The sequence below is a fragment of the Propionibacterium sp. genome, assembly GCF_047719395.1.
GTDB lineage: Bacteria > Actinomycetota > Actinomycetes > Propionibacteriales > Propionibacteriaceae > Propionibacterium.
Map to the genome: position 1 here is coordinate 1 of NZ_JBDNTB010000033.1, position 21,149 is coordinate 21,149.

General features: G+C 65.8%; 22 protein-coding genes and 1 tRNA gene. 18 read left to right on the plus strand and 5 right to left on the minus strand.

Annotated elements, in window-relative coordinates; translation table 11 throughout:
* The first annotated feature begins 267 nt into the window (after positions 1-267).
* The 7 genes from rplS to ABF648_RS07235 all read left to right on the plus strand — a co-directional run bounded on the left by rplS (position 268) and on the right by ABF648_RS07235 (position 5,647).
* Entirely contained in the window at positions 268-624 is a 357-nt protein-coding gene (rplS, locus tag ABF648_RS07205; RefSeq protein WP_415631623.1) for a 50S ribosomal protein L19, read from the plus strand.
* Positions 621-1,421 (plus strand): signal peptidase I, encoded by an 801-nt coding sequence (lepB, locus tag ABF648_RS07210; protein ID WP_415631624.1) that lies wholly within the window; start codon positions 621-623, stop codon positions 1,419-1,421. Before rplS ends, lepB begins: the two co-directional genes overlap by 4 nt.
* Before the next feature lie 22 nt (positions 1,422-1,443).
* The gene (locus ABF648_RS07215) at positions 1,444-2,079 is read left to right on the plus strand and encodes a ribonuclease HII (RefSeq protein WP_415631625.1); all 636 of its coding nucleotides are present in this window, start codon (positions 1,444-1,446) and stop codon (positions 2,077-2,079) included.
* Positions 2,076-2,390 (plus strand): DUF2469 domain-containing protein, encoded by a 315-nt coding sequence (locus tag ABF648_RS07220; RefSeq protein WP_415631626.1) that lies wholly within the window; start codon positions 2,076-2,078, stop codon positions 2,388-2,390. Before ABF648_RS07215 ends, ABF648_RS07220 begins: the two co-directional genes overlap by 4 nt.
* A 238-nt stretch (positions 2,391-2,628) precedes the next feature.
* Positions 2,629-2,994, plus strand: coding sequence for a YraN family protein (locus ABF648_RS07225; protein ID WP_415631627.1), 366 nt, complete (start codon positions 2,629-2,631; stop codon positions 2,992-2,994).
* Positions 2,991-4,520 carry a YifB family Mg chelatase-like AAA ATPase gene (locus ABF648_RS07230; RefSeq protein WP_415631628.1) on the plus strand — a complete coding sequence of 510 codons (1,530 nt, stop codon included), beginning with the start codon at positions 2,991-2,993 and terminating at the stop codon, positions 4,518-4,520. The genes ABF648_RS07225 and ABF648_RS07230 overlap by 4 nt, the downstream gene beginning before the upstream one ends.
* Positions 4,517-5,647 carry a DNA-processing protein DprA gene (locus tag ABF648_RS07235; RefSeq protein ID WP_415631629.1) on the plus strand — a complete coding sequence of 377 codons (1,131 nt, stop codon included), beginning with the start codon at positions 4,517-4,519 and terminating at the stop codon, positions 5,645-5,647. Before ABF648_RS07230 ends, ABF648_RS07235 begins: the two co-directional genes overlap by 4 nt.
* A gap of 49 nt (positions 5,648-5,696) precedes the next feature.
* Here the strand turns inward: ABF648_RS07235 and ABF648_RS07240 are convergent, their stop codons facing one another.
* Together ABF648_RS07240 and ABF648_RS07245 are read right to left on the minus strand one after the other, a co-directional pair.
* Positions 5,697-6,533, minus strand: a complete 837-nt coding sequence (locus ABF648_RS07240) for an undecaprenyl-diphosphate phosphatase (protein WP_415631630.1) — start codon at positions 6,531-6,533, stop codon at positions 5,697-5,699.
* Positions 6,534-6,758: 225 nt separating this feature from the next.
* Positions 6,759-6,846, minus strand: a tRNA-Leu gene (locus ABF648_RS07245).
* Between the two features lie 292 nt (positions 6,847-7,138).
* Between ABF648_RS07245 and ABF648_RS07250 the strand changes: the two genes are divergently transcribed.
* Entirely contained in the window at positions 7,139-7,390 is a 252-nt protein-coding gene (locus ABF648_RS07250) for a DUF5703 family protein (RefSeq protein WP_415631631.1), read from the plus strand.
* A gap of 8 nt (positions 7,391-7,398) precedes the next feature.
* Here ABF648_RS07250 and ABF648_RS07255 read toward each other — a convergent pair whose 3' ends face one another.
* A complete protein-coding gene (locus ABF648_RS07255) occupies positions 7,399-8,370 on the minus strand; it encodes an aldo/keto reductase (RefSeq protein ID WP_415631632.1) in 972 nt (323 codons plus the stop codon).
* Between the two features lie 63 nt (positions 8,371-8,433).
* Between ABF648_RS07255 and mshC the strand changes: the two genes are divergently transcribed.
* Positions 8,434-9,690, plus strand: coding sequence for a cysteine--1-D-myo-inosityl 2-amino-2-deoxy-alpha-D-glucopyranoside ligase (gene mshC, locus ABF648_RS07260; RefSeq protein WP_415631633.1), 1,257 nt, complete (start codon positions 8,434-8,436; stop codon positions 9,688-9,690).
* 169 nt (positions 9,691-9,859) lie between these two features.
* On the opposite strand, the gene ftsH is transcribed toward mshC, so the two are convergent.
* Positions 9,860-11,947 (minus strand): ATP-dependent zinc metalloprotease FtsH, encoded by a 2,088-nt coding sequence (gene ftsH, locus ABF648_RS07265; RefSeq protein WP_415631634.1) that lies wholly within the window; start codon positions 11,945-11,947, stop codon positions 9,860-9,862.
* Between the two features lie 127 nt (positions 11,948-12,074).
* Here ftsH and ABF648_RS07270 point away from each other — a divergent pair, with 127 nt between their 5' ends.
* Both ABF648_RS07270 and hisG read left to right on the plus strand, forming a co-directional pair.
* On the plus strand, positions 12,075-12,341 hold the full coding sequence (locus ABF648_RS07270; RefSeq protein ID WP_415631635.1) for a phosphoribosyl-ATP diphosphatase: 267 nt from the start codon (positions 12,075-12,077) through the stop codon (positions 12,339-12,341).
* A gap of 36 nt (positions 12,342-12,377) precedes the next feature.
* Complete coding sequence (hisG, locus tag ABF648_RS07275) at positions 12,378-13,241, plus strand: ATP phosphoribosyltransferase (RefSeq protein ID WP_415631636.1); 864 nt, start codon at positions 12,378-12,380, stop codon at positions 13,239-13,241.
* 104 nt (positions 13,242-13,345) lie between these two features.
* Here the strand turns inward: hisG and ABF648_RS07280 are convergent, their stop codons facing one another.
* On the minus strand, positions 13,346-13,849 hold the full coding sequence (locus tag ABF648_RS07280) for a hypothetical protein (protein ID WP_415631637.1): 504 nt from the start codon (positions 13,847-13,849) through the stop codon (positions 13,346-13,348).
* 120 nt (positions 13,850-13,969) lie between these two features.
* On the opposite strand from ABF648_RS07280, the gene ABF648_RS07285 reads away from it, so the two are divergent.
* From ABF648_RS07285 to pheT, 7 genes are all read left to right on the plus strand, one after another.
* Positions 13,970-14,779 (plus strand): nitrilase-related carbon-nitrogen hydrolase, encoded by an 810-nt coding sequence (locus ABF648_RS07285; protein ID WP_415631638.1) that lies wholly within the window; start codon positions 13,970-13,972, stop codon positions 14,777-14,779.
* A 288-nt stretch (positions 14,780-15,067) separates the two neighbouring features.
* Positions 15,068-15,790 (plus strand): translation initiation factor IF-3, encoded by a 723-nt coding sequence (gene infC / locus ABF648_RS07290; protein ID WP_415631639.1) that lies wholly within the window; start codon positions 15,068-15,070, stop codon positions 15,788-15,790.
* Between the two features lie 114 nt (positions 15,791-15,904).
* Entirely contained in the window at positions 15,905-16,099 is a 195-nt protein-coding gene (rpmI, locus tag ABF648_RS07295) for a 50S ribosomal protein L35 (protein WP_415631640.1), read from the plus strand.
* A gap of 47 nt (positions 16,100-16,146) precedes the next feature.
* Complete coding sequence (gene rplT, locus ABF648_RS07300; RefSeq protein ID WP_415631641.1) at positions 16,147-16,518, plus strand: 50S ribosomal protein L20; 372 nt, start codon at positions 16,147-16,149, stop codon at positions 16,516-16,518.
* 10 nt (positions 16,519-16,528) lie between these two features.
* Positions 16,529-17,368: a TrmH family RNA methyltransferase gene (locus ABF648_RS07305; RefSeq protein ID WP_415631642.1), complete on the plus strand. Its 840-nt coding sequence runs from the start codon at positions 16,529-16,531 to the stop codon at positions 17,366-17,368.
* A 159-nt stretch (positions 17,369-17,527) separates the two neighbouring features.
* Positions 17,528-18,622: a phenylalanine--tRNA ligase subunit alpha gene (gene pheS / locus ABF648_RS07310; protein ID WP_415631643.1), complete on the plus strand. Its 1,095-nt coding sequence runs from the start codon at positions 17,528-17,530 to the stop codon at positions 18,620-18,622.
* Positions 18,619-21,147 carry a phenylalanine--tRNA ligase subunit beta gene (gene pheT / locus ABF648_RS07315; RefSeq protein WP_415631644.1) on the plus strand — a complete coding sequence of 843 codons (2,529 nt, stop codon included), beginning with the start codon at positions 18,619-18,621 and terminating at the stop codon, positions 21,145-21,147. Before pheS ends, pheT begins: the two co-directional genes overlap by 4 nt.
* Positions 21,148-21,149 lie beyond the last annotated feature (2 nt).

Here is a 21,149-nt window from a genome sequence, read left to right on the forward strand (position 1 = left end):
CCCCCCCCCCCCCCCCCCCGCGCCCCCCCCCCCCCCCCCCCCCCCCCCCCCCCCCACTGTGCACCCCAGGACGAGCACGGGTGTGCTCGGTGCTGCTGACATCGCCCGTCCGACCGGCTGTGGGACACACCGATTGGTGTGCCCCACAGCCGGTGTGCAACAATGGCTGGTCGTTGCGGTTCTCGGCTCCTGCCACAGGGGGAACGAACCCAGCACACGATCAACTTTCATCTACGGGTGACCTGTGGCACCGGCGAGGACATGATCATGACCAACAGCCTCATTGCTGCGCTCGATTCCGAGTCATTGCGAGACGACATCCCCGAATTCCGGGTCGGTGATTCGGTGCGCATCCATGTGAAGGTGGTCGAGGGCAACAAGTCCCGAATCCAGGTTTTCGCCGGCGTCGTCATCTCCCGCTCCGGGGCAGGTCTCCAGGAGACCTTCACCACTCGCAAGATCTCCTACGGATGCGGCGTGGAGCGCACCTTCCCGGTGCACAGCCCCATCATCGACCACATCGAGGTGGAGCGTCGCGGCGATGTCCGTCGCGCCAAGCTGTACTACCTGCGTGGTCTGCGAGGCAAGGCTGCGAAGATCAAGGAGAAGCGCGACAACGCATGAGCAAAGCCGCCACGCGCGTCAGCGACGACTCGGCAGACGGGTCTTCGAAGAAACTCAAGAAACCTGAGCGCAAGCATGGCTTCTTGAGCTTCCTCGGTGAATTCGTGCTCATCGTCTTCATCGCCCTGGTGGTTTCTGCGCTGATCCGCACCTTTCTGGTGCAGCTGTTCATCATCCCCTCCGCGTCCATGGAGAACACCCTGGGCATCGGGGATCGGGTGGTGGTGATGAAGACGGTGTCCATCCACCGCGGAGACATCGTGGTCTTCAAGGATCCGGGCGACTGGCTGGACACCGCACCTGTGGCCGTCAGTCCGGCACGCCAGGCGCTGGAATTCCTGGGCGTGGCTCCGGCCTCCTCCACTGATCATCTGGTGAAACGCGTCATCGGCATGCCCGGGGACCATGTGCACTGTTGTTCGGTCGACGGCCAGATCGAGGTGAATGGCGTCACACTGGACGAGGCCAGCTACATCTATTCGACCAATGGCGTTCAGTCGCGGCCGAGCGACATCCCCTTCGACGTGGTCGTTCCCGCCCAGGCAATCTTTGTGCTGGGGGACAATCGCAGTGATTCCAGGGACTCCCGTTATCACATGTGCGAGATGGAGGGCCCCGACGAGACTCCCGGCGCCGACGCTTTCGTGCCGATGTCCGATGTCACAGGGCCCGTCGTCGCCATCGCGATGCCCTTCAACAGGATGACTCGCTTCCACATCCCGGCCGACTTCGCCGCAGTGCCGCCTGCGTCTTCTCCTGCGCCGGCTCAGCCCATCGTCAACCAAAGACCCTGTTAGCACCGGCTGTTAGTCTCCACACGTGCCTGCTGCCGCCCTGGTCCCGCGCTTCGAGCGGGCCCTGCACGTCGCCGGACTCGATCCGGTGGCAGGCGCCGATGAGGCTGGACGCGGAGCATGTGCCGGACCATTGGTGGCCGCCGCGGTAATCCTTTCCGGACGCCCGGAAGATCGAATCGACGGTCTGCAGGACTCCAAACTGCTGACTCCCAGAGCCCGCGAGCGCGTCTACGAACAGATCGTGACTCATTCACTGTCCTGGTCGTGCGTGGCCGTGGAAGCTGCGGAGTGCGATCGGCTGGGCATGCAGGAGGCTGACATCCAGGGCTTGCGCCGCGCCTTGTGCAGACTGGACCCTGCACCGGGCTTCGTCATCACCGATGGCTTCGCCGTGGCAGGCATCACGGCGCCGGGTCTGGGCATGTGGAAGGCCGACCGGGTGTGCGCCTGCGTGGCGGCAGCATCGATCGTGGCGAAGGTGACCCGGGACCGGATCATGGTGGCCGCGGACAGTGACTTTCCGGGCTATGACTTCGCCGTGCACAAGGGCTATGTCACCGCCCTGCACCAGCAGCGTCTCGAGGCGCTGGGGCCGTGTCCGCTGCACCGCCGACGCTACGCGAATGTGAGGCGAGCGGCTAGTCTGGACAGACCATGAGCAGCGCCGATGATCTCGATGCCTACGAGAGCAAACTTGAACTCGATCTCTACCGCGAGTACAAGGATGTCGTCAACATCTTCAAGTACGCAGTGGAGACGGAGCGGCGCTTCTACCTGTGCAATGTCGTCGACCTGAAGGTGCGCACCGAGGGCGGTGACGTGTACTACGAGGTGTCCATGGCGGATGCCTGGGTGTGGGACATGTATCGCCCGACACGATTCGTGAAGTCGGCCAAGGTGCTCACCTTCCGCGACGTCTCCATCGAGGAGATCCAGCACAGTGACCTTGAGGTGCCCGACGGGGACTGAGCGAAGGTAGTTCACCAGGGCAGGTCCGGGTTCTCCCTTCTTCGGGGCCGGATCTTCGGGGCTGGGCGACTGCCGCAGTCATGGGTGGTGACTTTCCCGGTGTGACGGTCATCCAGCCCGAATCACCCGAATTGGTTGTGGTCCAGCCCTGTGGACATCGGCCGCCCCTCAGATTGCTCCTGTGGACGACTGCCATCGGCGGGCGTCGCGGTCACACTCCTCGGCGGAGGTGGTGACCGTGAGCACCGTGATCACAGGCCGGCTCGGTGAAGATGCCGCTGCGGACTATCTGCAGGGTCTCGGCTGGCGCATCGTGGACCGGAATTGGCGATGCCCGCACGGCGAGGTCGACATCGTCGCTGTGGAATGTGCGCCGGGTGAGCGGCCGACAGTCGTCTTCGTCGAGGTGAAGTACCGCAGAGGACATGCCTACGGGGATCCTCTGGAGGCCATCACCCTCGCCAAACAGAAACATCTGCGACGCACCGCTGCCGCCTGGATCCTGGCCCACGGCCATGTCGGGAGAATGAGGATAGACGCGATCGGCATCATGAAAGTGCCGGGTCAGGCTCCCCTGATGCGTCACATCAAGGGCCTGTCATGAACATGGCGTCGTCGTGGTCCATCGCGCTGGTGGGAGTCCGGGGCACGCCCGTCGAGGTGGAGGCCGCCATCGGGAATGGTGTGCCGCGCACCGTGCTCGTGGGGCTGCCCGACACAGCGCTGTACGAGGCACGCGACCGCTGCAAGGCGGCGATCAGCGGTGCAGGCCTGCAGTGGCCCGACCGGATGCTCACCATCAACCTCACTCCCGCCGATCTGCCCAAGGCAGGCAGCCACTACGACCTGGCCATCGCTGCAGCAGTACTGGTGATCGCCAAGGTGGTACCCGCATCCATCGCCGAGCGCGCCGTCTTGATGGGGGAGCTGGGGCTGGACGGCAGGGTGCGCCCGGTGAGGGGTCTCCTGCCAGCGCTTCTCGCCGCCCGTGGGCACGGTTTCGAGACCGCCGTCGTGCCGGCGGCCCAGATGGGCGAGGCGGACCTCGTGGAGGGGATGACCGTCTGGGGAGTCGCCGATCTCGCCGAACTGGTCGAGGTGCTTCACGGCAGACCGGTGATGCACGCGGTCCGGCAGGAAGATGCGCGAACCGAGGTCGTGGGCGTTGTCGACATGGCAGACATCGCCGGTCAGCCCGAGGCGCGCTGGGCGCTGGAAGTGGCAGCAGCGGGCAGCCACCACCTGTTCATGCACGGCCCGCCTGGCACCGGCAAGACGATGCTCGCCCAGCGCCTGCCTGGGTTGTTGCCGGATCTCGACGACGATGCGGCTCTGGAGGTCTCCGCGGTGCATTCCCTGGTCGGCCGTGATCTGGCTGGCCGGTTGATCAGGCGTCCGCCCTTCTCCGAGCCGCATCACACCGCCACGGTGGCGGCGATGGTGGGTGGCGGCTCGCGAGTCGCCAGACCGGGCGTCATCTCCATGGCGCACCACGGGGTGCTGTTCATGGACGAGGCACCAGAATTCTCCCCGCGCGTGCTGGAGGCACTGCGCACACCGCTGGAGCTGGGGCAGGTGTCCATCGTGCGCAGTCAGGTGTCTGCGGACTTCCCGGCCCGCTTCCAGCTGGTGCTGGCGGCCAATCCCTGCCCCTGTGGGAATCACGGTGTGGTGGGCGCCACCTGTACCTGCACGCCCCAGGCCGTCCGGCGCTATGCCCAGCGGCTGTCCGGGCCCATCCTGGACAGGATCGATATCCACGTCCACCTCACACAGGCTGGGGCCGTGGGTCTGCGGGTCGCCTCAGAAGTGGGCGAATCATCAGGGCTGATTCGCGCACGGGTGTGCCAGGCGCGGGAACGACAGCATGACCGGCTGCAGAACACCGGATTTCGGACAAATGCCGAGGTGCCCGGCACGATGCTGCGCCGTGAGCTGCCCCAGCCCAAAGACGTCGATCTCATCGATGCGGCCCTGGACCGGGGGTTGCTGAGCACCCGGGGGGTGGACAAGGTATTGCGAGTTGCCTGGACGCTTGCAGACCTGGCCGGGCATGACCGCATCCAGGGCGATGATCTGGCGGCAGCCATGGGTCTGCGCCGGGCGGACTGGATGAGCGGGGCAGCATGATGAATGACTGGTCCGAAGAACGCCTGGCCAGGGCGGCGCTGAGCCAGATCTGCGAGCCTGCCAGGCCAGGACTGGCGGAACTGGTCGACCAACAAGGTGCCGATCAGGTGTTTCGGAGCCTGCTGGCCGCTTCCGAGGACAGCGCGTGGGGGCGCAGGGCGAGAAGCTTGAACACAGCCGATCTGGTGAGGGCAGCCGAAGTGCTTGGCATCCGCCTTCTCATTCCGAGCGACGATGAATGGCCCTCCCCCCTCGCCGATCTCGACAACATCAGCTGCCTGGGCGGAATGGCCGGTTCATCTGTGGCCCTGTGGGTGCGCGGTCCGCTGCGGCTCGACGAGATCTGCGTCGCAACACATCCACCGGTGGCAATCGTGGGCGCGCGTTCCTCCACCCGCTACGGCGAGGCCGTGGCTGCCGATCTGGCGGGTTCATTGAGTCATGAGTTCCCGGTGATCAGCGGCGGTGCCTACGGCATCGACGTTGCCGCCCATCGGGGCGCACTGGCAGCAGAGGGGAGGACCATCGCCGTGCTCGCAGGAGGACTCGACGCGTGGTATCCCCGAGGCAATACAGCAGTGCTCGACGAGATCGCCGCACGCGGACTGGTGATCACCGAGCTGGCGCCGGGGATTCGTCCCACCAGAGCGGGCTTCCTGGCTCGCAACCGGCTCATCGCGGCGCTGGCTGGCGGCACCGTCGTGGTGGAGGCAGCGCTGCGCTCAGGGGCGCTCAACACGGCCAACTGGACCGTCGCACTGGGGCGTGTGCTTGCTGCAGTGCCCGGCCCGGTCACCTCGGCCCTGTCCGAGACGCCGAATCGGCTCATCCGCGACAACGAGGCAGTGCTGGTCAGCCGGGCCGATGACGTCCGTGCGCTGCTCACACCGGTGGGGGAGCAGGACGAACTGCCGTTGCACGGTCGTCCTCGCGAATTCGACGACCTCGACCCCGGTCTGCTGGCGGTGCGCGAGGCCCTGCCTGCCAGAGGCGACGCAGACCTCGATGACATCGCCATGGCCTCGGCCAAGAGCGTCACCCAGTGCCAGGCCGCACTGGTGCGCCTTGAACTGATGGGTCTGGTGACGCGGTCCCGGACGGGCAGTTGGCGGCTTGCGCGCAGATGAACTGGTCTGCTGACCTTGCGCCCGGGTCAGGCCCACGTGACGGTCTGCCTCAGGCCGTGATGGTCCCCGTGACCAGCAGCACGATGATGAATGCACCCAGGGCAATGCGGTACACGATGAAGCCGGTGAACGAGTTCTTCGAGACGAAGCGCAGCAGCCAGGCGATCGAGAAGTAGGCCACGACCAGCGAGACCACGGTGCCAACAATCGTGGCGGTCCAGCCGACCGTGCTGGAAATTGCGCTGGCCTGGGAAACCGACTCGAGGCCACCGGCCGCGACGAGCGCGGGGATGCCCATGAAGAAGCTGAGCCGGGTCGCGGAGACGCGGTCCAGCTTGCGGAACATGCCTGCCGAAATCGTTGCCCCGGAACGGGAGATGCCGGGGAACAGCGGCGAGAGGGCCTGGAACAGGCCGATGAAGATGCCGTCACGCCAGGTGACATCGTCAATGGATCGGTTCAGCCCCTGCTGCCGGTCGGCGAAAGCCATCACGAAGCTCCAGATGATGAGCGCCGCAGCCACCACCCACATCGACCGGAGCGTCGTCTCGATGGCGTCCTTGAACACCAGGCCGATCACCGCCACCGGGATCGATCCGAGGATCACCGCCCAGCCCATCCGGTAGTCGGGATCGGTGCGACGGTCGGCATGGAACAGGCCGGTGAACCAGGCCACGATGATATCGATGATGTCTCGCCGGAAATAGATGATGGCGGCAATGATCGCGCCCACCTGGATGATCGCCGTGAAGGCCGTCATTCCCGGGTCATCGATCTGGTATCCGAGCAGTTTCTCCACCACGGTGAGATGACCCGTGCTGGAAACCGGAAGGAATTCGGTGATTCCCTCGACGATCCCCAGCAAGATGGCGTGGAACAAATTCATGTCTGACCTTTGGTTCTCGGAAGCCGCGCACGGCGAGGACAGGCACCAAGGCTAGACCCAGGAGCTTCGCGGATGGGACGACGAATCTGGCGCGTCGCTGGTCCTGACTTCACAGGTCACTTGATTGGTGGGGCCGCAGACACGGCCCTCGGAACTTCCGCCGGTACCACAGTCAGATACTGTCAGGCCTGCTGCCGTGATTTTCCAAGCGACTGGGATTTCTCGTGTCCGGAAGAGGACTTGAACCTCCATGCCCTTTTAATCGGGCACTAGCACCTCAAGCTAGCGCGTCTACCTATTCCGCCACCCGGACATCCGCCGCGGCTGCCCGCGACGCCCCAGAAGGATAGCATCAAAAGTTCTCAGACTGCGAATGGACGATGCGCCCCATCCGCCGTGGACGCGGGGACGGCAGCGGTGCCGCACATACTTCGGGTCCCCGACCGGGTGCGCAGGGCAGACCGGCCAGGACAAGGAGCGCGATCCCGTCCGCCGTGCGGTCGAGATGCGCGGAATGACCTCGGATGACGGCTATCATCGCGGCAACCGGCGTGTGCTGTTCCCGCTCCCCCAGGGATGCCGGGCCGGGGTTCCAAGGAGGCCGTATGCAGTTCCAGCCCACCGTGTACATCGCGTCCAGCGAACTCACCCGTCAGGAGGCTTCGGGTATCGAGTTCGAGGTCCAGCGCATGACGGTGCCCCGTTGGGTGTCTCGCAATCAGGTGCGTCGCCTGCTCACCGAGCAGGCCCAGCATCATGATTGGGAGCTGTCACGGGTGCGGCGCTACCGCGACGGTTCGCGGGAGGTCTGGCTTCGGCGCAAGATCATCCGTACCCGGCTGACCGTCTACGCCTGAGGCATCGATCATCCAGCTGCGGTCCGGGCCTGGTTCGGACCGCCGGTCACATCGTCCAGGGCCTTCACGATGGGTTCGGGCAGATGCACCTCGTCAAGCCCCAGATAGGCCTGCAGCTGCTCGGCGGTTCGCGCACCGAGCAGCGGAGCAGTGACGCCGGGCGCATCGCGTACCCACAGCATGGCCACCTGCGCCGGGCTGAGCCCCAGACCGTCCGCGGCACGCGCCACAGCATCTGTCACCGCCCGGCTCCGGGACTCCAGGTAGGGCTCGACGAACCAGCTGAGATGATCCCTGGCGCCACGCGAGTCCCGCGGGGTGCCATTGCGATATTTCCCGGTGAGCACTCCGCGTCCGATCGGCGACCAGGCGAACAAGCCCATGCCGTGGTGGGCCAGCGCAGGAATCACTTCGATTTCCGCCCGCCGGGCCAGCAACGAGTACTCCACCTGACCACTGATCAGTGGTGCGCGCCCCGGCACAGCCTGCTGCCAGGCGGCTGCGGTGCCGATCTGCCAGCCGATGTAATTGCAGACACCCGCATAGCGGGTCATCCCCGAACTCACGGCCACGTCCAACGCAGCCATCGTCTCCTCCACCGGCGCGGCACCCCAGGCATGCACCTGCCACAGGTCTACGTGGTCGGTGTGGAGGCGTCGCAGCGAACCCGCGAGGTCGTCCAGCAGCGCCTTCTTGGATGTGTTGATGCGATGATGACCGTCCTTGAGCCCGAAGCCCGCCTTCGTGGCGAGGACGAAACGGTCACGGCGCAGCACGGTGTGCATCAGCCTGCCCAGGATCTTCTCCGCGGCGCCGTCGCCGTAGGCCGGGGCAGTGTCCACCAGGGTGCCGCCTGCCTCAGCGAAGCTGGTGAGAAGTTTCGTGGCCGCATCAAGGCCCGTGTCTCCGCCCCAGGTCATGGTGCCGAGCCCCAGCCGGCTCACTTCGAGGCCGCTGCCGCCCACTCGGCGCGTGCGCATGGCGTCCCCTCCCGACGATGGCTGCTGACTGGAAAGCCTAGTGCGAGCCGGTAGGTTGGGGCCATGCACGCCTGGCGCCCGGTCGAAGTCCCCACAATTCCCGCCACCCCTGGCGCCTACGGCTTGCCCGACGAGGTGAGCCTGGTGACCACCGATGCGCGCCGGCTCGTGCCGGTGGGACCCCAGCAGGGAGTGGCCGGACTGTACGTGTGCGGAATCACGCCCTATGACGCCACCCACATCGGTCACGCCTTCACCTATGTGAGTTTCGATGTGCTCAACAGGGTCTGGCGTGATCTGGGTCTGACAGTGCAGTACGCCCAGAACGTCACCGATGTTGATGACCCGCTGCTGGAGCGCGCCGAGCAGACCGGCGAGGACTGGAAGGAACTGGCAACCTCCCAGATCGACCTGTTCCGCTCGGACATGGAGGCGCTGCGGGTCATTCCCCCCGATTGGTACGTGCCGGCCACCGCCATCATCGATGAGGTTGTGGACCTCATCGAGCAGTTGCGTGCGGCCGGAAGCATCTATCAGGTCGATGATCCGCGATACCCCGACTGGTACTTCCGCGCTGCACAGGCGCCCGGCTTCGGCGAGGTGAGCCATCTCAACCGTGCCCAGATGCTCGGGGAGTTCGCCGAGCACGGCGGCGATCCTGACCGCCCCGGCAAGGAGGACGCCTTGGACTGCTTGGTGTGGCGGATGGAGCGTTCCGGTGAGCCGGCCTGGGACTCGTCGCTGGGCCGGGGCCGCCCTGGCTGGCACATCGAGTGCACCGCGATTGCGCTGAATCGGCTGGGACGTGACTTCTCCGTACAGGCCGGGGGCCGTGATTTGGCATTCCCGCACCACGAAATGTGCGCTGCCGAGGCGGTCGTCGCGACCGGGGAGCCCTTCGCGCAGAGCTACGCCCATGTGGGAATGGTCTCGCTGGACGGGCAGAAGATGAGCAAGTCGCTCGGCAACCTTGAGCTGGTGAGCCGGCTGGTGAACCAGGGAATGGACCCCATGACCGTGCGGCTCGCCCTGCTGGCGCAGCATTACCGCGATGACTGGGAATGGATGCCGAGTCTGGCCGAGAGTGCCCAGCGCCGACTGGATGCCTGGCGGGCAGCCGTTCATGCACCGACCGGAACGGCGGCAGAACCCACTCTTGCCGATGTCCGCTACGGACTGCGCACCGACCTGGACACACCAATGGCCCTGGCAGTGATCGACGAATGGTCCTCGGCGGTCCTGGCGGGGGAGGGCAGCGACGAGGCTGCTCCTGGTCAGATGGCTGCCGCCATCGACGCGCTGCTCGGCGTCACGCTCTGAGACATTCACCCTCTGCCGGGGCAATACCGCGATACCCCGCCGGCCCGACGTGTCAAGGGCTTGCGGGGTGCGGCTCACCTCCACGAGGGAAGCCACGCACGGCGTGCCGGGGCGAGGACGTCGCCGTCAGACCAGACAGCAAGAGTCCCTCGCGGGGCTCATCTGTTCCTCAGCCCATCTGCGTCGGAGGTGTCCCCGTCGGCAATGGCGGAATGTCCGCGCCAGGGATGGGGCTCTCCTCGAGCTGCTTCAGCTTGGAGGGACGCTTGATGCCCACCGCGGCATAGACCTCGTCCTCGTCCAGGGTCTCCTTCTTGAGCAGCTCGGTGGCGAGTGAGTCGAGCTGGCCCCGGTGCTCGTGCAGAAGCGAGATCGCCCTCTCCTGGCACTCGCCGATGATCCTGCGCACCTCGCCGTCCACCGTTGCCAGAGTGGTATCGCTGACGCCGAGCTGACGAGGGTCCACCTCGTCGTTCAGCACCATCACCGGACCGACCTTGGTGCTCATGCCCCACTTGCCCACCATCTGACGGGCAATGGCGGTGGCCTGGTTGAGGTCGGACTCGGCACCTGTGGTGGTGACACCGAAGACGGTGTCCTCGGCCGCCATGCCGCCCAAGGCCCCCACAATCCGGCCCTTCAGGTACTCCTCGTCGTAGCCATAGCGGTCGGTGTCTGGTGTGGACAGCGTCACACCCAGCGCCTGGCCGCGGGGGATGATCGACACCTTGCGCACCGGATCGGCGCCCGGCTGCAGCATGCCGAGCAGTGCGTGCCCCGACTCGTGGTAAGCGGTGCGGCGCTTCTCGTCATCGGGGATCACCACCGAGCGAGCCACACCGAGCTGGATCTGCTCCAATGCATTGGTGAAGTCCTGCTGGTACACGATCGTGTCGCCCCGGCGTGCCGCCCGCAGCGCAGCCTCATTGGCGAGATTGGCCAGATCGGCGCCGGTCATGCCTGGCGTGGCTGCTGCCACCTTGGCCAGATTGACATCGCGGGCAGTCGGGATATCGCGCGAGTGCACCTTGAGGATCTGCTCGCGGCCCTTCTGGTCGGGGGAACTCACCGTGATGACGCGGTCGAAGCGACCGGGCCTGGTCAGCGCCGGGTCGAGCACATCGGCCCGATTGGTGGCCGCCATCACGACCACACCTTCGGTGCCGTCGAAGCCGTCCATCTCGGTGAGGATCTGGTTCAGCGTCTGCTCACGTTCGTCATTGCCGCCCAGCGAGCGGTTGGACGCCCGGGAGCGCCCGATCGCGTCGATCTCGTCGATGAAGATGATCGATGGCGCAGCCTTGCGCGCCTCGTCGAACAGCTGGCGGACACGCTGGGCGCCCACACCGACGATCATCTCGATGAACTCGCTGGCAGAGGCGCTGAAGAACGGCACATCCGCCTCGCCGGCGGTGGCACGTGCCAGCAGGGTCTTGCCGGTACCGGGCTGGCCCTCGAGCAGTACGCCCTTGGGGGAGCGAGCACCGACCCGTCGGTACTTCTCCGGGTTGCGCAGGAAGTCGACGATCTGCGCCACCTCGTCCTGGACTTCGTCGATACCGGCGACATCGTTGAAGTTCACCCGCACGGTGTCCTTCTGGACAGGCTTGACCTCCCGATTCATGCCGAAACCGCCAAGCCCCCCGCCCTTGGACATCCGGTTGGCGAACCAAAGATATGCACCGATCAGCAGGATCCACGGCCCGAAGATCATCAGCAGGCTCACCAGCGGATTCGTCTGGGAGATCACCGAGACGGCCGAGACCGACACGCCATGGCTGTCGAGCATGCCCAGCAGGTCATCGTTGGCCCAGGTAGGGCGTTCGGTGGTGAACTGGGTGTAGCTCTGGCCGCGCTTGGAGTCAGAGGTGTCGGGAACGGTCGCAGCCTGCTTGAGTACACCGTCGATCGAGTCGCCCTTGGCATGCACAGACTTCACATTGCCGGCCTGCACCTGGGTGACGAACTCGTTGTAGCTGATGGTCGGTGGCGCCTGCATCGCGTTGAACCAGCTCACCAGCGCGAAGAACACCACCAGCAGGAGCAACCAGGGCAGCAGCCGAGCCCACAAGGGGCGCTTCGGCTTGTCATCATCGGATTTGTTCGGCAAACCTTCGGTGTGCCAAGGCTTGGGGGAGTCCAGCGGCGGCGGCCCTGAGGGGGCGTCGCTGCTCCACTTGTTGCCGTTGGGCGCACTGGGGTCACGATTCTGGTCCTGCTCACGGGCATGACTGGGCGGTGATGGCGGTTTGGGCACGGAATCCTCCTCTGCCTGCACCAACGATCCTAATGGGCATCCAATTCCGCATTCAGTGCGCGACCTGTGGGCCCCATGCAGAGGTCTCTCGATGGCATTCCAGGTCATCTGCACTAGGCTGTGCGCTGTGAGCAAGTCCTTCGACCAGTTGTTCGGTGAATTGACCCGTATCGCAGCCCGGCGTCCTGAAGGTTCGGGCACGGTGAAGAAACTGGATGAGGGAACTCATTCCATCGGCAAGAAGGTCGTCGAGGAGGCCTCCGAGGTCTGGCTGGCCGCGGAGTTCCAGACGAAGGAGGAGACGGCTGAGGAGATCAGCCAGCTTCTCTACTGGTGCCAGGTCATGATGATCAACCAGGGCCTGAGCCTCGAAGACATCTACCGCTATCTCTGACCGGTGCTTTCCACCGACAGTTCGAAGGATCCTCCAGTGACCGATCAGGACTACATCCGCATCGCTGTGCCCAACAAGGGCTCGCTGTCCCAGGCCGCCGCGCAGATGCTGCGCGAGGCGGGCTACGCCCAGCGCACCGACACCAAGGAGCTCGTCCTCATCGACGAGGACAATCATGTCGAGTTCTACTACCTACGCCCTCGTGACATCGCCGTGTACGTGGGCGAGGGCACCCTGGATCTCGGCATCACCGGCCGGGACATGCTCATCGATTCCGGCGCCGCAGCCACCGAGATCCTGGCACTCGGGTTCGGGATGAGCCGCTTCCGCTTCGCCGCCCCCAGGGGCCACGGATACTCCCTCGAGGATCTGCAAGGTCTTCGCATCGCCACCAGCTATCCCGGACTGCTGTCGCGCTATCTCGGCGAGCACGGAGTGATGGCTCGCCTGGTGCACCTGGATGGTGCGGTGGAGTCCTCCATCGCCCTGGGCGTCGCCGACGCGATTGCCGATGTGGTGGAGACCGGCACCACGCTGCGCAAGGCCGGGCTCGAACTCTTCGGGGATCCGATCCTGCTGTCCGAGGGCATCCTCGTCAAGCGCAATGACGGCAAGGTGGACGCAGTGGCACTCGACCACCTCACCCGCCGGCTATCCAGTGTGCTGGTGGCCCGTAACTATGTGCTGTTCGACTACGACTGCCCCACGAATCTGTTGGACCAGGCCAGCGCACTGACGCCTGGCTATGCCTCGCCCACGGTGTCCTCACTGGCCCGCGAGGGCTGGGTTGCGGTGCGTGCCATGGTGCCCAGGACAGATGCCCAGAGGCTCATGGACAAGCTGTGGGATCTCGGTGCCCGAGCCATCCTCGTCACCGAGCTGGCTGCCTGCCGTCTGTGAGCTGACGCCGGCTAACCCTCCGCTGGCTGCTCAAGATCGCTGAGTCCCCAAGGGGTCCACCCGGAGGGGTCCCCCGAGCGGTTCAGCCGTGATCCTCATGAGCTTCACTCGATGCCGTGCTTGCGGAGAATCTGGGTGATCTCCGCATCGTCCTCCTCGCTGCCCAGAACGGCGGTGTCCTGGCTCTTCGGCCGCGAAGACGGCCTGTCCGAAGGCTGTCCGGCAAGGGGGTCGGCAGTCGGTAACACCTGTGTGGACCTCGCTCCTGGGGCGTCGGTCTCGACATGGCGTTGCCTGGACCGCCTCGGCGGCAACGCCATCTGTCCGCCAATGAGATAGGCGATCACGCCCGCCGCCACCGCCGCGATTCCGATCCACATCTGGGTGTTCAGATGTTGCAGCATGATCCAGTCGATGATGCTGCGCACGCCACCCAACAGCAGTTCGAGCACGCCGGTCACCCACAGCCCCGCCACGGTGAAACTCACCCCGAGACCGCGGAGGATCGGGCGCGCACTGTGCCGGCTGCGCCAGCCGAGCACGGCGCCAGCCACGCCGGCGACGGCGATGACGATCGTCACGATGATGGCGAAGGTGTCGGAAGTCATGAATCAAGCCTGTCACAGCCGAGCCTGTTGGCGGAGGGGCATCTACCATCGGTGTAAGCACGCCGGCTGCTGAATTGTGGCTGCCGGGCTGACCTGGATCCCAGACGAGGAGTTGTCGACATGGACGCCGGCATGCACATCGCCATCGGACAGCTGAGGGTCGAGGCCGATGCAGCCACCAACCTTGCGCAGATCTCAGGGACCGCCGAACGCAGCGCAGCTGCAGGCGCCAGGATCCTGCTGCTTCCGGAGGGGCTCACCGCTCGCGACCCCGCCGACCCCCATGCCGCCGCAAAGAATCCTCAGCCACTCGAAGGGCCCTTGATCAGCGGCATCATCGCGCTCAGCGCGCGCCATGGACTGGCCATCGCCGGCAGCATCCACACCCCAACAGGCTCGGACCGTGTCGTGAACACCGGCTTCCTCGTGGATCATGGCGAGCTGATCGCCGAATACCGCAAGATCCATCTCTACGACGCCTTCAAGGCGCACGAGTCCTCCTGGGTGCAGGCAGGTGCCGAGCAACCACCCACTGCGGAGGTCGATGGACTGCGGATCGGCCTGATGATCTGCTACGACCTGCGTTTTCCCGAGGTTGCCCGCAGTCTTGCCGTGCGAGGTGCGCAGATCATCCTGGTTCCTGCGGCGTGGGCTGCGGGACCACTCAAGGAGAGGCACTGGCAGTTGATGGTCGCAGCCAGGGCTTTGGAGAACACCGTCTACATGGTGGCCTGCTCGGAGGCGAGTTCGGTGAACATCGGATGCTCCATGGTCGTCGATCCGCTCGGTGTCGTGGTGGCTTCGGCGGGCGCCGCCCCGGAGCTGTTGTACGCAGACATCGATCCCCAGCGAATTGTCACGGCGCGCAAAGCACTGCCTGTGCTGGCCAATCGTGGTTACGAGGATCCTGTGCTGCGCGCCCATCAGTGAGGTGCATCCATCAGGCAAGGCGCGTCCGGTGACGAGTAGCAGCGATGAGTCACGGACAATGGGAGAAGGACCAGAGATTCGGCCGATTCGGCAATCTCTGCACCTGCGGCTATCATGGCCAGGTTGATCGGCGTCGGTGGACGCCCGATCCCGCAAGTGGAGGCCTGGACTTCCCACCTGGTCCGATTCCGTCGGACAGGTCAGTGATGGTGCGTCGGCATCGTGATTCACGATGCATGGCGCTTTGCCGTTCTGCCAGGCCTTCGCCCACGGGCGAGGGCCTTTTCCGTGTCCGAGCAGCGTTGGCCACATCATTTGGAGGACACAATCAGCAACGAACTCCGTATCAACGAGCGGATCCATGTTCCCGAGGTCCGGCTCGTCGGTCCCAACGGTGAACAGATCGGCATCGTCCGCGTCGAGCAGGCGATGCAGCTTGCCCGCGAGCATGACCTCGACCTGGTCGAGGTGGCGGCCGAGGCCCGGCCGCCGGTGTGCAAACTCATGGACTACGGCAAGTTCAAGTACGAGGCCGCCCAGAAGGCGCGCGAGTCCCGCCGGAACCAGTCGAACACGGTTCTCAAGGAGATGAAGCTGCGTCCCAAGATCGACGATCACGACTACGAGACCAAGAAGGGCCATGTCGTGCGTTTCCTGCGCGGCGGCGACAAGGTCAAGATCACGATCATGTTCCGCGGCCGCGAGCAGTCGCGTCCCGAACTCGGCCAGAATCTGTTGCGCAAGCTCGCCGAGGACGTGAAGGACGACGGTTTCATCGAGCAGTCGCCCAAGCTCGAGGGCCGAAATATGCACATGGTCGTGGCTCCCACCCGGAAGAAGAGCGAGGCACGCGCCGGTCAGGCCGAGGAGAAGGCGCGCAAGCAGGCTCAGCGCGAAGCCGATGCGGCACTCGACAAGGCCGCTGAGGTGCGCATGCGCGAGGCCGCCAAGGGCCAGCCGAAGAAGAAGCGTGGCCCGGCCGACAACATGGACCCCGACATCGACCTGTAATCCCGCGCTGCGCGTGGTTCTCACACCGGGATCACATCAGCACGACCGCCCGGCACGCCGGGCACATAGGACGGACCGCCCGACAATCCGGGCAGGCAAGGAATGGAGCACACAATGCCCAAGATGAAGACGCACTCCGGTGCGAAGAAGCGTTTCAAGACCACCGGCAGCGGCAAGCTGAAGTTCATGCGGGCTGGCACCGGCCATCTCAACGAGCACAAGTCCAGCCGCCGCAAGCGCCGCCTCTCGGTGGACGGCGTGCTGTCTCCGGCGGACGCCAAGAAGGCCCGCAAGCTGCTCGGCAAGTGACCAGCGCTTCCCCCACACCACTGCACCACCAGAACAAGGAGTAACACATGGCACGCGTCAAGCGCTCAGTGAACGCGAAGAAGAAGCGTCGGGAGCTTTTGGACAGCGCCGCCGGCTACCGGGGTCAGCGCTCTCGGCTGTACCGCAAGGCGAAGGAGCAGACCCTTCACTCGGGTACCTATGCATTCCGCGACCGCCGCGCCAAGAAGGGCGATTTCCGCGCGCTGTGGATCCAGCGGATCAATGCGGCCGCCCGAGAGCAGGGCATGACCTACAACCGCTTCATATACGGCCTCAAGATCGCCGAGATCGAGGTTGACCGCAAGATCCTCGCGGATCTCGCCGTCACCGATCCGGCTGCTTTCGCCGCGCTGGTGGAGATCTCCAGGAAGAACCAGCCTGCCGCTCAGGCCGCCTGAGCAAGTCGCGATGGTTGCTGCGAACCACGACGACGGGCCGGACGAGTTCCCCCAGCTCAGCCGGGCGGGACTGCGTTCGGCCCGTCGTCTCCAGCAGCGAAAGATCCGCGCGGAAACAGGTCTCTTCCTCGTCGAGGGAACCCAGGCCATCCGGGAGGCACTCGCCCACGGGCGTTCCCTCGCCGGGGGCCAGACCGTCGAACGGCTCATCGTCGACGACCCGGGCCGGCACGCCGAACTGCTGGACATGGCGATCGACGAGCGCATCGACGTGGTGCAGGCCACCAGCGAGCAGATCGATGCCCTGAGCGAGACGGTCACCAGTCAGGGCATCTTCGCAGTCTGCCGCTGGCCCGAAACCGATCTGGACAGCATCGAGGCACCGCGGCTGGTCGTCATCTGCGCCCAGGTGCGAGATCCGGGCAATGCTGGCACGGTGATCCGCTGCGCCGATGCCTTCGGTGCCGACGCGGTGCTGATGAGCCATGGATCGGTGGATGCCACGAACTCCAAGACGGTGCGCGCCTCGGTGGGCAGTGTCTTCCACCTTCCCGTCGTGACTGGTCTCGACCTGCCGCAGGTCATCGAGTGGGCGCATGGCGTGGGCCTCCAGGTGGTGGCCGCCGATGCCGGGGGTCAGCCGCTGGACGTGGTGGCCGCATCGGGGGGTCTTTCCCGGCCGACCGCCTGGTTGACGGGCAATGAGGCGTGGGGACTTCCGGCACCGGTCCTGGCACTGGCCGACCAGGTGGTCGCGATTCCGATGTGGGGCCGTGCGGAGAGCCTCAACCTCTCCACCGCGGCTGCTGTCTGCCTGTACGCCACCGCCAGTGCGCAACATCGCCAGTAGGTCCTCATCGCCGGCAGGTCTTCGCGGGCGGCCACGATGTGTCGGGACGTGTCGGCTGACCACTGGACAAGCAAGGAAGCCGGCTGCTTCTAGACTGGGGCGGTCCGTCCACCGGACGCCAGAACGCGGTGGACAATGAAAAATGCACGAGGGGAGCCCATGTCAGGGCCAGACAGTCCGAGCGACGCGCTGGACGCGGCGCAGGTCGAAGCCATGGTGGGGGCGGCACTCGCCGCCATCGCCGCCGCAGAGAATTCACAGCAGCTCACCCAGGTGCGCCAGGAGCACGCGGCCGACAAGTCGCCGCTGGCCCTGGCCAACCGGCGCATTGGCACGATGCCCAAGGACCAGCGCAGGGATGCCGGCCGGCTCATCGGCCAGGCTCGTGGCCGTGTGAACCAGGCGATGAAGGCCAAGGCAGAGCAGATCAAGGCCGCAGAACTCGACGCCAAGCTTCGCGCGGAGGCGGTCGACGTCACCCTGCCGGTGCGCGATCACCCGGTGGGTGCGCTGCATCCACTGACCGCACTGATCAACCAGATGTGCGATGTCTTCATCTCGATGGGCTGGGAAGTCGTCGAGGGGCCGGAGCTCGAAGCCGAGTGGCTCAACTTCGACGCGCTGAACTTCACCGCTGATCATCCGGCGCGCTTCATGTCCGACACGCTGTTCGTCGAGCCGCCGTCGGCGCACAAGCTGATGCGCACCCAGACCAGCCCTGTGCAGATGCGCACCCTGCTGGAACGCGATCTTCCGGTGTACATGGTCAGCCCCGGCAAGGTCTTCCGCGCCGACGAGTACGACGCCACCCACCTGCCGGTCTTCCATCAGCTTGAGGGCTTGGTGGTGGACAAGGGCATCACCATGGGCCACCTCAAGGGCACGCTGGACCACCTGGCGCGCGCGATGTTCGGAGACATCCGCACCAGGCTGCGCCCGCACTACTTCCCGTTCACCGAGCCCAGTGCCGAGATCGACCTCGAGTGCTTCGTCTGCCATGGAGCCTCGGTCGGCAATCCCGATCGTCCGTGTCGCACCTGCAAGTCCGAGGGCTGGATCGAATGGGGCGGCTGCGGAGTCGTAAACCCGCGGGTGCTGCAGGCCGCAGGCATCGACACCGATGTGTACAGCGGCTTCGCCTTTGGCATGGGCGTGGATCGCACCGTCATGTTCCGCAACAACGCACCCGACCTGCGCGACTTCGTCGAGGGTGATGTGCGCTTCAGCCGTTCACTCCAAGGAGGCGCACGATGAGACTGCCGATCAGCTGGCTGCGCGAGCTGGTGGATCTGCCGCAGGGCGTCACCACCGAGCAGATCGCCGACGCCTACACCCGTGGTGGGCTCCAGGTGGAGCACATCGAGACCGTCGGTGGCGACATCACCGGCCCGGTCGTGGTGGGGCGGGTGCTCGATCTCGTCGAGGAGCCCCAGCGCAATGGCAAGACCATCCGCTGGTGCCGGGTGGATTGCGGGCCCGAGCTCAATGTCTCGGTGAACAACCCCGAACTCACCGATGCCCGTGGCATCGTCTGCGGCGCTGCGAACTTCCGAGTGGGCGACTACGTGGTGGTCTCGCTGCCCGGCGCCGTCCTGCCCGGCGGATTCGAGATCTCGGCACGCAAGACCTACGGACACATGTCGGACGGCATGATCTGCGCCGAGGACGAGCTGGGCCTGGGCGTCGACCACACCGGCATCCTCGTGCTTCCCCCGGCAGAGGCGGAGGCCGCCGGGCTGGGATCCGATGCCCTGACGCTGCTCGGCGCGCCTGACGAGGTGCTCGATATCGACGTCACACCGGACATGAGCTTCTGCCTGTCCATCCGCGGTCTGGCACGCGAGGCTGCGCAGGCATTCGACGTGCCCTACAACGACCAGTACTCCCGTCGCGTGCCTGCTGTTTGCCAGGATGCCCATCCTGTGCGCCTGGAATCCGCGGACTGCTCGCTGTTCGTCAATCTCGTGTTGCACGGCATCGACACTGAGGCCGTCACGCCTGGTTGGATGCGCCATCGCCTCAACGCCAGCGGGATGCGTCCGGTGAGTCTGCCGGTCGACATCACGAACTATGTGATGCTCGAATCCGGCCAGCCGCTGCACGCCTACGACGCTGACAAGCTGAGCGGCCCCATCGTGGTGCGCAAGGCCACGCCAGGGGAGAAGCTCACCACCCTCGATGATGTGGTTCGCGAGCTGAATCCAGAAGATCTGGTCATCGCCGACGACTCCGGCGCCATCGGTCTGGCAGGCGTGATGGGAGGCCAGACCACTGAGGTCGGCCCGGAGACCACGTCCATCGTCCTGGAGGCCGCACACTTCCTGCCCGGAACCATCGGGCGCAGCTACCGGCACCACAAGTTGCCGAGCGAGGCCTCCCGCCGTTTCGAGCGCGGCACCGATCCGGGTGTGCCCTGCGCGGCCGCCAGGATGGCGGCGCGGCTGCTGGTGGAACTGGCCGACGCAAAGCTGGCCAATGGTGCCACTGTTGCCGGCGAGGTCACCGCCTCGCCCAGCCAGGTCATTGCCGCCGACCTGCCCGCGCGGATTCTCGGTGCGCGCATCGACGCCGAACGCGTCATCAATGTGTTGACCGCATCGGGAGTCGAGGTCACCGCCAGGGGCGACAAGCTGCACCTGAGGCCGCCGAGCTGGCGCACCGATCTGCGAGACCCCTACGACTACGTCGAGGAGATCGGTTGCAAGCTCGGTCTGGACATCATCGAACCTGCCGTGCCCCGAGCTCTGCCCGCGACTGGGCTCACTGCCTGTCAACGTGCCCGCCGCGAGGTCATGTCGGCAGTTGCGCAGGCCGGTTTCGTCGAGGTCATCACGCTGCCCTTTCTGAACACCGAGGAGCTCGACAAGCTGGGCCTGCCTGCCGACGCGCCGGCGCGACACGTGGTCAAACTGGCCAATCCGCTCGCCGACACGCAGCCATTCCTGCGCAGCACGCTGCTGCCAGGGCTGTTCGCAGCGGTGGGACGCAACACTTCCCGCTCCCTGGACGACTTGGCGCTGTTCGAGCAGGGCTCGGTCTTTCTCGACGGAGACCAGCATGCGGCCCCGATGCCTCAGGTGTCTCATCGTCCCGGCGATGACGAGATCAGTGCCCTGTACTCGTCGCTGCCCGATCAGCCGAGGATGCTGGCCGGTGTGGTGTGCGGCCAGTGGACGCCTGCCAGCTGGCGCGGCCCGGCGGTTGCTGCCGACTGGACCCACGCCGTGCTGCTCGCCCAGACCGCTGCGGAAGCACTCGGCGCCGAACTGGTGCGTTCCGCTGCGGCCATCGCGCCCTGGCATCCAGGCCGGTGCGCGAAGCTGTCGGTGCGCAACCAGCAGGGTGAACTGGTGGACATCGGTGCGGCGGGTGAGCTGCACCCCGACGTCATCTCCGCCTTCGGTCTGTCCTCCCGCACCTGCGCTGTCGAGCTGAACCTTGACCTGCTGATCGCCGCAGCACCGACATCAGGCGAAGTCAGCGCGCTGTCGCCCTATCCGCTGACCAAGGAAGATGTCGCGCTCGTCCTCGATGAGAGTGTTCCGGCTGCTGACGTCGAGGCCGCACTCACCGAGGGCGCTGGTCCGCTGCTGGAATCGGTGGCGCTGTTCGACGTGTACACCGGTCCCCAGGCGGGGCCCGGCAAGAAGTCGTTGGCCTACAACCTGCGGCTTCGCCATCCGGAGCGGACGCTCACCCAGGCCGAGGCCAGTGAGGTCCGCGACGCAGCAGTGGCCCTGGTGGCCGAGCGCTTCGGCGCGCAGCTGCGTCAGGCCTGAGG

Coding starts and splice junctions, on each gene's coding strand:
- lepB (WP_415631624.1), top strand. CDS start 621: ATGAGCAAAGCCGCCACGCGCGTCAGCGACGACTCGGCAGACGGGTCT.
- pheT (WP_415631644.1), top strand. CDS start 18,619: ATGAGACTGCCGATCAGCTGGCTGCGCGAGCTGGTGGATCTGCCGCAG.
- ABF648_RS07220 (WP_415631626.1), top strand. CDS start 2,076: ATGAGCAGCGCCGATGATCTCGATGCCTACGAGAGCAAACTTGAACTC.
- ABF648_RS07305 (WP_415631642.1), top strand. CDS start 16,529: ATGGTTGCTGCGAACCACGACGACGGGCCGGACGAGTTCCCCCAGCTC.
- ABF648_RS07240 (WP_415631630.1), bottom strand. CDS start 6,533: ATGAATTTGTTCCACGCCATCTTGCTGGGGATCGTCGAGGGAATCACC.
- rpmI (WP_415631640.1), top strand. CDS start 15,905: ATGCCCAAGATGAAGACGCACTCCGGTGCGAAGAAGCGTTTCAAGACC.
- ABF648_RS07235 (WP_415631629.1), top strand. CDS start 4,517: ATGATGAATGACTGGTCCGAAGAACGCCTGGCCAGGGCGGCGCTGAGC.
- ABF648_RS07285 (WP_415631638.1), top strand. CDS start 13,970: ATGGACGCCGGCATGCACATCGCCATCGGACAGCTGAGGGTCGAGGCC.
- mshC (WP_415631633.1), top strand. CDS start 8,434: ATGCACGCCTGGCGCCCGGTCGAAGTCCCCACAATTCCCGCCACCCCT.
- rplS (WP_415631623.1), top strand. CDS start 268: ATGACCAACAGCCTCATTGCTGCGCTCGATTCCGAGTCATTGCGAGAC.
- ABF648_RS07230 (WP_415631628.1), top strand. CDS start 2,991: ATGAACATGGCGTCGTCGTGGTCCATCGCGCTGGTGGGAGTCCGGGGC.
- rplT (WP_415631641.1), top strand. CDS start 16,147: ATGGCACGCGTCAAGCGCTCAGTGAACGCGAAGAAGAAGCGTCGGGAG.
- ABF648_RS07255 (WP_415631632.1), bottom strand. CDS start 8,370: ATGCGCACGCGCCGAGTGGGCGGCAGCGGCCTCGAAGTGAGCCGGCTG.
- ABF648_RS07250 (WP_415631631.1), top strand. CDS start 7,139: ATGCAGTTCCAGCCCACCGTGTACATCGCGTCCAGCGAACTCACCCGT.
- ABF648_RS07280 (WP_415631637.1), bottom strand. CDS start 13,849: ATGACTTCCGACACCTTCGCCATCATCGTGACGATCGTCATCGCCGTC.
- pheS (WP_415631643.1), top strand. CDS start 17,528: ATGTCAGGGCCAGACAGTCCGAGCGACGCGCTGGACGCGGCGCAGGTC.